Source organism: Streptococcus oralis (assembly GCF_021497885.1).
Taxonomy (GTDB): Bacteria; Bacillota; Bacilli; order Lactobacillales; family Streptococcaceae; genus Streptococcus; species Streptococcus oralis_BQ.
Genome location: NZ_CP046523.1, coordinates 807,748 through 819,800, shown reverse-complemented (window position 1 = coordinate 819,800; position 12,053 = coordinate 807,748). Strand labels below are relative to the sequence as shown.

Below are 12,053 nucleotides of genomic sequence, written 5' to 3'. Positions count from 1 at the left end.
TTTCAGGGTATCTATTAATTATAAATTGTTTTTAACATTTTGACAAGACCATACCCTGCTAGGAGTACTAATCTTCGGCAATAAAACCATCATTTTCGATAAAGTGGTGTTCTGTCATTCCTTGGTCTGTAAAGACGATTCCATGAAGGACACCACCATAGACAGCTCCTCCATCCATGCCAATCTTGCCATCTTCTGTCATCCAAAGCTCAGCAGTACCTCGGTCTTGCTTGAGCAAACCATAAACCGGTGTATGCCCAAAGACAATGGTTTTTCCTGTATGATTGGCCGCTTCGTGGAATGGTTTTCTGAGCCAGACTTTCTTGTAATCAGTCGTTTCATGCCAGTCATCCAAGGTCAAATCAATACCCGCATGAACAAAGATATACTTGTCTGTCTCTACCACAAATGGCATTTGGCGGATAAATTCGACCAAATCCGCTGCTTCTGTCGCAACCCGTTTGGCATCTTCTACGCCATCAACTGGTGCATCCAAAGGACGTCCTAGGATTGAGTTAATGGTTGTGTCTCCACCATTGCGACGATAATGGTCATAGCTTTCTTCTGGATCATCGAGCCAAGTCAGAAACATATACTCGTGGTTTCCTGATAGACAGATAGCTCCATGATTGTCAACTAAATCCTTGACCATTTCTAAAACACGGCGACTATCTTCACCTCGATCAATCAAATCCCCTAGAAAGAGCAACTGAGTTTGACCATCCCAGGTTTTGAGCAGATCTTCTAGCATACCTGCTTTCCCGTGAACATCTCCAATTACATAATAGTCTGTCATCTTACTTCTCCCTCGTTTGCAATAATTCTCTGGCTTGGGTAAGGGCCGCTTCTGTTACATTCTCCCCAGCCAACATCTTAGCTACTTCCTCTACTCGCTCTTCTAAAGTCAAGAGACGAACAGTCGAAACAGTTGAGTGTTCATCGCTAATCTTTTCAATGAAGAATTGATAATCCGCGATGGCAATCACTTGTGGAAGGTGAGAAATAGCTAAAACCTGACCATGCTGGCCAATCTTATGAATCTTTTGAGCAATGGCTTGGGCCACACGACCTGAGACTCCCGTATCCACCTCATCAAAGACAATACTGGTCTTACCTTCCTTACGAGAAAAGGCAGACTTGATAGCCAACATGAGACGGGATAATTCCCCACCAGACGCAACCTTAACCAAAGGCTTAAAGTCTTCACCAGGGTTGGTCGAAATGTAAAACTCGACCATTTCATTACCTTCTCGACTGAATTTGCCCTTACTAAAGCGAACCTGGAACTGTGCTTTCTCCATATAGAGGTCTTGCAATTCTTGCTTAATCTCAGCTTCAAGCTGCTGGGCTAAGTTATGACGAGCAGATGCAAGCTGACCTGCCAAATCGACAAGATCGACTTCCAATTTTTTGAGCTCTGCTTCCATGTCTTCGGAAGAAAAATTATTACCTGTCAAGAGATTGTACTCATCCGTAATCTTAGCAAAATAAAGCAAAACATCGTCCACAGTCCCACCGTACTTGCGGGTAATAGTATTCAGAAGATCTAAGCGATTTTCAACCTGCATGAGGCGATTACCATCAAAATCTAGATCTTCAATAATATCTTCCAAACGCTTGGTAATATCTTCTAGAACATAGTAGGTCTCTGATAGAGAACTTGAAATTTCACGGTATTCAGGGTCATATTCTTCGACACTTTCCATGTCATTCATGGCCGAACGCACATTGGCAAGACTGGAGAATTCCTCATTGTCCAACATAGAGTAAGCATTTGTCAAGGTATCTGCTATATTCTTGTGGTTTAGGAGTTTATCTCGTTCTTTGTTGAGAGCCAAGTCTTCACCAGCCTGCAAGTTTGCTGCTTCAATCTCTGCCATTTGAAATTCCAACATCTCAATGCGAGACTTGTGTTCCTGCTGGTTTTTCTTGACTTCAAGAACTTGTTTACGCATTTTGCGATAGGCATCAAAACTCGTCTGATAGGTCTCTTTCAACTCCAAGAAAGCTGCATCACCAAACCCATCCAACATCTGGATGTGCAGTTGAGGACGCATTAACTCCTCTTGGTCATGCTGACCATGGATATCTACAAGATGTTGGCCGATTGCGCGCAAGACAGAAAGATTGACCATCTGCCCATTCACGCGACTTACACTTCGCCCATTTTGAAGAATTTCACGACGGATGATAATCTCATCCCCCAACTCCAACCCTTGCTCTTCAAAGAGTTCTTGTAAAGAACGGCTATTCTCAACAGAGAAAAGCCCTTCAATCTCAGCTTTGGGAGCACCATGACGAATAACATCTGTCGTCGCACGAGCCCCCAACATCATATTCATGGCATCGATGATGATCGATTTCCCAGCACCTGTTTCACCAGTTAGGACTGTCATGCCTTTTTCAAAATTGAGTGAAATCGCCTCTATAATGGCAAAGTTTTTTATCGAAATTTCAAGTAACATATAAACCTACCAATTTTTTACTTGTTCAAATATTTCCTTGGCATCTTCTTCATTTCTCAAGATAATCAAAATTGAGTTGTCGTCTGCCAGACAGTTGAAAATTCTCTCTGAGAAAGTATTCATCAGCTGACTCTTGACAAAGGCAGTATTCCCAGGAATGACATCCAGATTGATCATATTTCCCATGCGCTCAGAACCTATTATGTTATTCTCAGCCAACTGCAAACTTCTTACAATTGTTTTTGGCAATTCATAGATGTATTTATTGTTCTTCAAGGGAATTTTTACGATACCCAGTTCCTTAATATCTCGTGACACCGTCGCTTGAGTGGCAGAGATACCTGCTTCTTTTAAATGCTCAACGATTTCTTCCTGAGTCCCTATTTGATAATCTGTTACAAATCTTCTAATTTTTTCAAGTCTTTCTTTTTTATTCATCTTTAAATTCTCTATGTGCTCTCTCTACAACTTTTTCTATTTCTGGGGCAACTTGATTGCTTGCTCCCTCTTCCTTTTTCAAATATGCTAGAAATTCAATGTTTCCATGTCCACCTTGGATTGGTGAATAGTCTAATCCAAGCACTGAAAAACCTTGATCAACTGCCATGGCAGTGACTGATTCAAGGACATGTTGATGGACCTTGGCATCGCGAATGATTCCATTTTTCCCGATTTGCTCACGACCAGCTTCAAACTGAGGTTTGACAAGTGCTACCACCTGACCTTGTTCGGCCAACACACGATGCAAGGCTGGTAAGATCAGACTAAGGGAAATGAAACTCACATCAATACTGGCAAAACTTGGTTCCTGCTCAAAGTCAGTCTTTTCAGCATAGCGGAAATTAAACTGCTCCATACTGACAACCCGTGGATCTTGACGCAATTTCCAAGCCAACTGATTGGTACCAACATCGACTGCAAAGACAAGCTTAGCACCATTCTGAAGCATGACGTCGGTAAATCCTCCAGTGGAGGCCCCAATATCAATCGTGGTTGCGCCATCCACTGATAAATCAAAGACCTGCAAAGCCTTTTCCAGTTTTAGACCACCTCGACTGACATACTTGAGTTTTTCACCCTTGAGTTTTAACTCAGTGTCATCTGGGATTTTCTCTCCTGGTTTGTCAAAACGCTCCCCATTAAGGACTGCTACGACTAGACCTGCCATGACACCGCGTTTAGCCTGTTCTCGCGTTTCAAACAAGCCCTGTTTATAAGCTAGTACATCCACTCTTTCCTTAGCCATTGATTCTCAAACTTTCTACTATTTTCACAATCGGCTCTGTTTCAAAGCTGACTTGCTGGGCGATTTCTTCTAATTTATCCTCGGCTTGATCAAGAGTTTGGTTACAAAAGGCCTTGGCCTCTTCCAAGCTCAACAAGGCTGGATAGGTTGACTTTTCTGCCTGCAAGTCCTTTTGTGGTGTCTTGCCGATTTCCTCAAAACTAGCTGTCACATCCAGCACATCATCTCTGACCTGAAAAGCAAGCCCGATCAATTCACCAACCGTTTTCAGTTTTGCTTGGGTTTCAGGAGCTAATTCAGCTATGATAGCAGCTGCTTGGAAAGGATAAGCTAGTAACTTACCTGTTTTATTGGCATGAATGGTCTGAAGTTCTTCCAAAGACAAGTGCTGATGTTCGCCTTCCATGTCCAAAACCTGCCCTGCAACCATTCCCAGACTTCCTGAAGCAAGGGATAAGTTGGCAATCAAGTCCACCTTGATCTGACTGGGCAAATCTGCCTGCGCTATCAAAGCATAGGGATCTAGGAACAAGGCATCTCCTGCTAAAATCGCCATTGCTTCACCAAATTTCTTGTGATTGGTCAAGCGTCCCCGACGGTAATCATCATCATCCATGGCAGGAAGATCATCGTGAATCAAGCTCCCTGTATGAATCATCTCCAAAGCCGCAGCCACCTGCGCGTGAGCTGGTTGGATTGCGACTTGCAAGGCTTCCAAAACTTCTAACAAGAGAAAAGGGCGAATACGCTTGCCACCAGCATGAATGGAATAGAGAACGGACTCTTGTAAACTAGAAGCAAACTGCTGGTCTCCATAAAAATCTTCCAAAGCCGACTCCACAAGAGCTAATTTTTCTTGCTTCTTCATTCAAAATCACTTTCTGTTCCGTCTTCTTGCATGACCTTGACCAAGGTCTTTTCAGCCTTGTCTAGCGTCGATTGGAGCTCTTTTGACAAGACCATGCCCTTTTGAAAGGCAGCAATCGCATCTTCCAAAGCAATTTCACCATTTTCTAAACTTTGGACAATGGTCTCCAGTTCTGCTAGATTTTCCTCAAATTTCTTTGGTTTTGACATCTTTAACCTCTAATTCTACTTGACCATCTCGCATCAAAAGCGTCACTTGGTCTTTTTTCTTCAAACTCTCAACTGAATCCACAACAGAATCTTCTTTTTTGACAATAGCATAACCACGCGCCACGATTCGACTGGTATCCAACATCAACAAAGCTTCTGAAAGTCGCTTCACCTCAGCAACCTTGGCATCATAAACTAGCGCCATTTGGCTACGTAGGAGCTTGTCCAACTGACCTAGACGGTCTTGATAACGCTGGATTTTGGTAACAGGCGATAATTGGACTAGTTGATGCGTCCTTGCTTGGACTAATTGGTTGTTATCAGAAATTCGTGTTCGCAAACTTTGTTTTAATCGCAGTTGCAGTTGGTCTAACCGTTGCAAATAGCCATCATACAAGCGCTCTGGCTGTCTAAAGATGACTGACTGACTGCATTTTTTCAGAGCTTCTTTTTTTCTTGACAGGACATTCTGAACTGCTGTTGCCATCCGTTTTTCCTGATTTTGCAAATGAGCTAATAGATCCAACTTGGTTACAGGTGTTGCCAGTTCAGCTGCAGCTGTTGGTGTCGCCGCCCGACGATCCGCTACAAAATCTGCCAAGGTCACATCCGTTTCATGTCCCACACTAGAAATGATTGGCAAACGAGATTCAAAAATAGCCCGTACCACAATTTCTTCGTTAAAGGCCCAGAGATCCTCGATCGAACCACCACCTCGACCAATAATGAGCAAATCCAAATCGTCCCGTTGATTAGCACGCGCAATATTTCGAGCAATTTCCTCCGCAGCTTCATCACCTTGTACCTTAGTCGGATAAAGAAGGATATCGATACCAGGAAACCGTCTGCTCACGGTCGTGATAATATCTCGAATAACGGCTCCACTGCGACTGGTCACCACACCAATTCTCTTAGAAAATTGGGGAAGAGGTTGCTTGAACCGTTCTTGAAAGAGGCCTTCCTCAGTTAGTTTTTTCTTGAGTTGTTCAAACTGAATCGCGAGCGCCCCAACTCCATCAGGTTCAGCCTTCTCAATGATGATAGAGTAGCTCCCGCTCGGTTCATAGACCTGCACACGCCCAATCACATTGATCTTCATCCCCTCTTCGAGGTCGAAACCTAATTTCTGATAAATCCCAGACCAGATGGTCGCTTGAATAACCGCATGGTCATCTTTTAAGGAGAAATATTGGTGAGTAGGTCGTTTACGAAAGTTGGAAACTTGACCAGTTAAATAGACCCGTTCCAAGTAAGGGTCTTTATCGAATTTCATTTTCAGATACTTGGTCAAAGTTGTTACCGATAAATACTTTTCCATCTCCACCTACTATTCATTTTCTTGCTTTTCCATGGGTATTATTATACCAAAAACATGCTTAAAAATCACCTTTTTCCTACTGAAACTAAAGGAAAAATAGAAAAAGGAGGCATGGCCTCCTCATCTGATTATTTACTGTTTCTCGCTTCTTCCAAAATCTTAGAAATTTTGGTGGTCAAAAGGTCGATAGCAACGGTATTGCTGACTCCTTCAGGAATGACGATATCAGCATATCGTTTGGTCGGCTCGATAAACTGGTGGTACATAGGTTTTACCACACCAAGATATTGGTCAATCACACTATCCAGACTACGACCACGCTCTTCCATATCACGCTTGATACGACGAATAATGCGCACATCATCATCCGTATCCACAAAAATCTTGATGTCCATCAAATCGCGCAAGCGCTTGTCCTCCAAGACCAGAATCCCCTCAACGATAAAGACATCCTGAGGCTCCTGACGATAGGTCTTGCTACTCCGTGTATGCGCTGTATAGTCATAAGTTGGGATGTCCACCGGACGCCCTGCCAACAATTCCTTAATCTGCTCAATCATCAAGTCTGTATCAAAGGCAAATGGATGATCGTAGTTGGTTTTGACACGCTCTTCAAAGGTCAAATGAGACTGATCCTTGTAGTATGAATCATGCTCAATCATGGAAATCTTTTCATCAGGAAAGTGAGATAAAATGGCTCTTGAAACACTGGTCTTACCACCACCAGAACCACCTGTCACTCCGATAATGATTGGTCTATTTTGCATGCTATCCTCCATTTTTTTTATCCGTCGTCTATTCTATCACATTTTTTGCAAAATTTATAGTCTGATTTGGATAGTCTAGGGGAAACAAATCCATCCCCACAATCTAGTTAAACTAGACAAAAACCTTCCTTGGCTTATAGAGATTGCCTCGTTTTTCTAAAATGGCTAGCAATTTATCACCTTCAAAGGCAGCCAATTCTTTGTCTGTTTGTTCTAACTCGATAAAACGACCAAAGCGCACTTCTGTAGCCTCTTCTGGACTTAGGAAAACTTTGACAAGATTCCCTATTCCAATCTCTAGAGGATGGAGAAAGTCCAGTTTGCCAGCCTCCACTTTTTCAGCAATTTCTTCCAAGGTAAGAGCATCCTCCAGTTGTAAACCTGCAGCACTGGTCCGTGTCAGATGGGACATATGAGCTGCATAACCCAGCTTCTCTCCCAAGTCAACTGACAAGGTACGGATATAAGTCCCCTTGCTGCATTTTACACGAAAAGTGAATCGTGCAAGATGACCATCATAAGAAATCGGACTTGTCCTCTCAAATTGATAAATGGTCACCTGACGTTCTGGACGCTCCACTTCCTGACCAGCACGCGCATACTCATAGAGCTTACAACCATTGACCTTGACAGCCGAATACATAGGCGGAATCTGAGTAATAGGGCCAGTCAAACTCGCAATCGCTTCGTCGACAATGATTTCATCTAAGGGCGACAAAACAGGGGTCTCTGCGACCACTTCTCCACTGGCATCCTCAGTCGTCGTTGAATAACCAAGAGTGATTTCCCCCTCATAGACCTTGCCCTGATCCTGCATAAACTCGACCATGCGTGTCGCCTTGCCCACCGCAATCGGCAAAACCCCGACCACATCTGGATCCAAGGTCCCACCATGACCAATTTTCTTGGTTCCCAAAATCTTACGCAGCTTAAAAACCGCATCATGCGAGGTCATCCCCGCTTCTTTTTTTAAGTTGATAATACCGTTCATGTGTTGCTTTCTGATTTCATTCATGAAATATCTTCTTCAAGAATTGTAATGTAATTATCTTTTGTAACAAAAGATTTGCTGCTTTTCTTCTAGTGATGGATATACCTCGTTTATTTCCTTCTCCCGTTTTCATCAAAGTTTTTCTTCAATGCAATCTCTGTTGAAATCATCGCGCCAACTAAAGGGATTGTCTGAATCATCGTGATAATAAAGCCAACAGTACTCATTGTCTCCGTTCCCTTTTCAAAAACAATGGCCATGGCAATCACGGAGAGAGGTGCTGAAAGTAGTCCGCAAAGATACCATACTTTCCCAAAATATTGATTCGCAAACTTCCATGTTTCTTCATTCCTCATGGACCTTTTTGTTCGGTATCCGAATACATAATTGATTTCTTTCGGTGTTCTCCTGAAAAATAGCCAGCCAAATAAAAGCATAGTTAACGGAATAAGTAAAACTACGATTAGCATGAATATCCTAAATCCCATTTAAATTCCCTCCATTACTTTTACCTCTAAATGATAGATTCCGATCATGTTAGCAATCTGCTTGTCTTTTTGATCGATTTGATCCACTAGTTGAGTACGTTCACGCTCAAAATCATCGCGCAATTGCTCAATTTGACTTTGTAGCATTTTTTTACACGTGCGCTAGAACGTGCTATCCTATCAAATACATTTCTTACAAATCGCCCATTTGCATTTTTATTTTCAGGATTGTTACTATGTAATTCTAAATATTTTTTTAATGTTTCTTTTGCAGAATCATGCAAAATGTATTTATCATTTAATCTTTTTTCGTTTATAGCTTTAAGATTTCGTTTTTCGGAATCTGAAATATCCTTCTTGTCAATTTTTTTATTAGCTCTTTCAACTTGTTCTTTTAGATTTTTTTCTCTTACTTCTCTATCCTTTATATACTCGCTATTAGATTTTGCACCTTTACTTTTATTAAGTGATTCATTAGTTGCTGCAAAATTTTCCTTTTTATTTGCTAAATCAGCAGTATCTATATCAGCAATCTTTCTCCAAGAATTTTCAAAAATTTGTTTACGTGCTACAACGTGATCCAAATTTGCGTTTTCATTTAATTTTAAAGTTTTTCCAGTATATTCATCCTTTAAATTTCCAGATTTTTGTTTTTCTTTCATAGCATTATTTGCATCAGTATACCTTTTATCACCCATTATTGTAGCACCCTCTTTTTTTGTATAACCATTAGGATGCATGTCATTATACTGTTTAAGGAGCGTGTCACTTGTCATATCCAAACCAATTTGATTCGCAAATTGATTCCAAATTTCATCTAAAATAACATCCCCTAATTTATCCGGTGAACTAATTTCTTTACATTCTAGTTCTAATTTTTCAAGATTAGAAAACTCCATTGTAAATTGCTGTTCTAACAGTTCTTCTAACTCATCATAGTTTAAATTTTCGGACTCATTTACTTCTTCAGTATTCAATACTAATAATTCATTTTCCACTGCTTTCTACTCCCCCTTCGGCGCTTCAAATTTCGCTTTCATGGTTGGATTTTTTCGGGTCAATTTTTTAACTGAGACATCTTCCAATTTATTGTTTGCGAGGCGGAGTTGGTTTTCAGATGTGGTCAGGAACTTCTTGACCTCTTCCATGCGTTTGATAGCCTTGTCAATTTCATCAATAGCTTTACCAAAGTTGGTCGAAGCGGAGTTGTAGTTCTTAGTAAAGGCTTGCTTAAAGGCGTCCAAATCTTCCTCAAAATGTGTAATATCGATATTTTGCTCGCGAACCAAGGCCAACTCTTGCTTATATTTCAAAGAATTAAGCGCAGCATTTCGCAAAAGACCAATCAACTGGATAAAGAACTGGGGACGGACGACGTACATTTTCTCATACTCGTGGCTGACGTCAACAATTCCTGTATTAAAGTAATCGTTATCGGCCTCAAGCATGGTCACCAGAACCGCATATTCACAGTTCTTCTCCCGACGGTCCTTGTCTAATTCCTTGTAAAAATCCACATTCTTATGCTTCTTCTCTGTCCCGTCCGCTTCATTTTTCATCTCAAACATGATGGAAATGATTTCGATACCATTTTCATCACATTCACGGAAGATAAAGTCCCCCTTAGAACCACGCGCAGAAACCTTGTTATCCTTCTCAAAGTAGGCATTTGGAAAGGCAAAACTACGAACCTTGTTAAACTCACTCTCTGCATATTGTTCCAAACTTTCACCGATAGCTTTTGTGGATTGTTGAGCTTTGAAATTCTTGTAGAATTCGACTTGTTCACTGGCTGCCTTAAGCTGGGCTTCGTAATTTTGCTTAACAGAAGCCAAAGACAACTCATTTTCCTTTTCTTGCAAGAGGAGCTGGTTTTTGACCTGATCGCGTTCTTTTTCTAAGTCAGAAAGGGTCTTTTGCAGTTGGTTTTCATGCTCCAAGCGCAAGGTAGCCAATTGGTTTTCCAAGGCCTGAACTTCCTTGTCCTTGGCTAAGAGAGCCTCATGACTTGACTGTTCAACCTCTTTCTTAGCCAGTTCTTTCTCTGTATCAAAGTTTTGGATTTGACTCTGCAATTGTGCAATTTCTTGGTCTTTTTGAGCTAGTTTTGCCTGTTGTTCATTCATAGCCTTCTGCTCAGCCAAGGCCAGCTCCTGCTTCATTCGCTCGTGCAATTCCTTATCAAACTCAACAGTTCTCACTTGGGATAAAAGTTCGGCATACTGACTTTCATTTACTGTAAAGACTTCCCCACAGTTGGGACATTTGATTTCGTTCATATCGTTCCTCTTTCTAGACTTCTGTAACCATTATATCATGCCTAAGGGAAAATCAAAAACAGTGAGTCGAAACCCACTGTTTATATCTTTTACTTTAAATTTTTTCCAAGGCCAAGCGCAAATCTTCAATCAAATCCTCTACATTTTCAAGACCGATAGACAAACGGATTTGGTTTGGTGTGACACCTGCTGCTTCTAGATCTTTTTCTGACAACTGACCGTGAGTGGTTGTTGCGGGATGGACAACAAGAGATTTGGCATCCGCTACGTTTGCAAGGTCAGAGAAGATTTCCAAATTATCAATCACCTTGCGAGCTTCTGCTTCTCCACCTTTGACATGGAAGGTAAAGATTGAACCCACACCTTTTGGCAAATATTTCTCAGCCAAAGCATGGTAAGGACTATCTGGAAGTTTTGGATAATTAACTTTTTCAACCTTAGGATGGTTGACAAGGAAATCAACAATTTTCTCTGCATTTTGCACATGGCGTTCAACACGAAGAGAGAGAGTTTCAAGACCTTGAAGCAAGAGAAAGGCATTAAATGGCGACAAGGCCGCACCAGTATCACGAAGTAATTGAACACGAACGGCGATAATAAAGGCTGCTGCCCCAACATCACGAGTATAGCTCAAGTTATGGTAACTTGGGTCTTCCTCAACAAATTGAGGGAATTTACCTGAAGCTGCCCAGTCAAAACGACCACTGTCGACAATCACTCCTCCAATAGTCGTACCATGCCCACCGATAAACTTAGTTGCTGAGTGAATGGCAATATCTACACCGTGAGAAAAGACGTTAATCAAATATGGTGTGGCAAAAGTATTGTCCGAAACGAGAGGAATCTGGTGTTTATGCGCAATCTCAGCCAATTTTTCCAAGTCAGGAATGTTAATCAAGGGGTTCCCCAAGGTTTCAATCAAGACAAGCTTGGTATTGTCATTGATAGCTGCTTCTACTTCTTCCAAATTATCCACATCGACAAAGGTTGTTGTAATCCCATAACGAGGAAGGGTTTCTTTCAAGAGATTGAAGGTCCCACCGTAAATAGTTGACGCAGCCACCACATGGTCACCTGCGTGAGCAAGCGCCAAAATAGTGTAGGTTACAGCAGCCATACCTGATGCTGTTGCAAGGGCTCCAACACCACCTTCAAGAGCAGCGATTCTTTCTTCAAATGCCGCTGTTGTAGGGTTGGTAATACGAGTATAAATGTTCCCTGGTTTTCTCAAGGCAAACAGATCGGCACCTTCTTGCGTGTCATCAAAAACGAAGGATGTTGTTTGATAAATCGGTACTGCACGAGACTTAGTTGCTGGATCAACTACTTGCCCAGCATGTAATTGTAGAGTTTCAAATTTAAAATCACGAGTCATATGACGACCTCCAAATAGCTTCATTAGGGATATTGTATCATCTTGGG

General features: G+C 41.6%; 13 protein-coding genes. All 13 read right to left on the bottom strand.

Annotation, left to right across the window (positions count from 1 at the left end):
* Positions 1–67 precede the first annotated feature (67 nt).
* Positions 68–796: a metallophosphoesterase family protein gene (locus GOM48_RS04135; protein WP_235098526.1), complete on the bottom strand. Its 729-nt coding sequence runs from the start codon at positions 794–796 to the stop codon at positions 68–70.
* Position 797: 1 nt separating this feature from the next.
* Positions 798–2,465, bottom strand: a complete 1,668-nt coding sequence (recN, locus tag GOM48_RS04130) for a DNA repair protein RecN (RefSeq protein ID WP_235098524.1) — start codon at positions 2,463–2,465, stop codon at positions 798–800.
* Between the two features lie 6 nt (positions 2,466–2,471).
* The gene (locus GOM48_RS04125; protein WP_125415990.1) at positions 2,472–2,903 is read right to left on the bottom strand and encodes an arginine repressor; all 432 of its coding nucleotides are present in this window, start codon (positions 2,901–2,903) and stop codon (positions 2,472–2,474) included.
* Positions 2,896–3,711: a TlyA family RNA methyltransferase gene (locus GOM48_RS04120; RefSeq protein WP_125415993.1), complete on the bottom strand. Its 816-nt coding sequence runs from the start codon at positions 3,709–3,711 to the stop codon at positions 2,896–2,898. The genes GOM48_RS04125 and GOM48_RS04120 overlap by 8 nt, the downstream gene beginning before the upstream one ends.
* Positions 3,704–4,579 carry a polyprenyl synthetase family protein gene (locus GOM48_RS04115; protein WP_125415996.1) on the bottom strand — a complete coding sequence of 292 codons (876 nt, stop codon included), beginning with the start codon at positions 4,577–4,579 and terminating at the stop codon, positions 3,704–3,706. Before GOM48_RS04115 ends, GOM48_RS04120 begins: the two co-directional genes overlap by 8 nt.
* Positions 4,576–4,788, bottom strand: a complete 213-nt coding sequence (locus tag GOM48_RS04110) for an exodeoxyribonuclease VII small subunit (protein ID WP_125415999.1) — start codon at positions 4,786–4,788, stop codon at positions 4,576–4,578. Before GOM48_RS04110 ends, GOM48_RS04115 begins: the two co-directional genes overlap by 4 nt.
* The gene (xseA, locus tag GOM48_RS04105) at positions 4,766–6,106 is read right to left on the bottom strand and encodes an exodeoxyribonuclease VII large subunit (RefSeq protein ID WP_125416002.1); all 1,341 of its coding nucleotides are present in this window, start codon (positions 6,104–6,106) and stop codon (positions 4,766–4,768) included. Before xseA ends, GOM48_RS04110 begins: the two co-directional genes overlap by 23 nt.
* Positions 6,107–6,234: 128 nt before the next feature.
* A complete protein-coding gene (gene udk, locus GOM48_RS04100) occupies positions 6,235–6,873 on the bottom strand; it encodes a uridine kinase (RefSeq protein ID WP_001181370.1) in 639 nt (212 codons plus the stop codon).
* A gap of 112 nt (positions 6,874–6,985) precedes the next feature.
* Entirely contained in the window at positions 6,986–7,864 is an 879-nt protein-coding gene (gene truB / locus GOM48_RS04095; RefSeq protein WP_235098737.1) for a tRNA pseudouridine(55) synthase TruB, read from the bottom strand.
* A 110-nt stretch (positions 7,865–7,974) separates the two neighbouring features.
* Entirely contained in the window at positions 7,975–8,334 is a 360-nt protein-coding gene (locus GOM48_RS04090; RefSeq protein WP_225901023.1) for an SdpI family protein, read from the bottom strand.
* 104 nt (positions 8,335–8,438) lie between these two features.
* Positions 8,439–9,350: a hypothetical protein gene (locus tag GOM48_RS04085; RefSeq protein ID WP_235098522.1), complete on the bottom strand. Its 912-nt coding sequence runs from the start codon at positions 9,348–9,350 to the stop codon at positions 8,439–8,441.
* Positions 9,351–9,356: 6 nt separating this feature from the next.
* A complete protein-coding gene (locus tag GOM48_RS04080; RefSeq protein ID WP_235098520.1) occupies positions 9,357–10,631 on the bottom strand; it encodes a DUF2130 domain-containing protein in 1,275 nt (424 codons plus the stop codon).
* Between the two features lie 94 nt (positions 10,632–10,725).
* Positions 10,726–12,006: an O-acetylhomoserine aminocarboxypropyltransferase/cysteine synthase family protein gene (locus GOM48_RS04075; RefSeq protein ID WP_235098736.1), complete on the bottom strand. Its 1,281-nt coding sequence runs from the start codon at positions 12,004–12,006 to the stop codon at positions 10,726–10,728.
* Positions 12,007–12,053 lie beyond the last annotated feature (47 nt).

Coding starts and splice junctions, on each gene's coding strand:
- recN (WP_235098524.1), bottom strand. CDS start 2,465: ATGTTACTTGAAATTTCGATAAAAAACTTTGCCATTATAGAGGCGATT.
- GOM48_RS04115 (WP_125415996.1), bottom strand. CDS start 4,579: ATGAAGAAGCAAGAAAAATTAGCTCTTGTGGAGTCGGCTTTGGAAGAT.
- xseA (WP_125416002.1), bottom strand. CDS start 6,106: ATGGAAAAGTATTTATCGGTAACAACTTTGACCAAGTATCTGAAAATG.
- GOM48_RS04090 (WP_225901023.1), bottom strand. CDS start 8,334: ATGCTAATCGTAGTTTTACTTATTCCGTTAACTATGCTTTTATTTGGC.
- GOM48_RS04110 (WP_125415999.1), bottom strand. CDS start 4,788: ATGTCAAAACCAAAGAAATTTGAGGAAAATCTAGCAGAACTGGAGACC.
- udk (WP_001181370.1), bottom strand. CDS start 6,873: ATGCAAAATAGACCAATCATTATCGGAGTGACAGGTGGTTCTGGTGGT.
- GOM48_RS04125 (WP_125415990.1), bottom strand. CDS start 2,903: ATGAATAAAAAAGAAAGACTTGAAAAAATTAGAAGATTTGTAACAGAT.
- GOM48_RS04135 (WP_235098526.1), bottom strand. CDS start 796: ATGACAGACTATTATGTAATTGGAGATGTTCACGGGAAAGCAGGTATG.
- GOM48_RS04120 (WP_125415993.1), bottom strand. CDS start 3,711: ATGGCTAAGGAAAGAGTGGATGTACTAGCTTATAAACAGGGCTTGTTT.
- GOM48_RS04075 (WP_235098736.1), bottom strand. CDS start 12,006: ATGACTCGTGATTTTAAATTTGAAACTCTACAATTACATGCTGGGCAA.
- truB (WP_235098737.1), bottom strand. CDS start 7,864: ATGAACGGTATTATCAACTTAAAAAAAGAAGCGGGGATGACCTCGCAT.
- GOM48_RS04080 (WP_235098520.1), bottom strand. CDS start 10,631: ATGAACGAAATCAAATGTCCCAACTGTGGGGAAGTCTTTACAGTAAAT.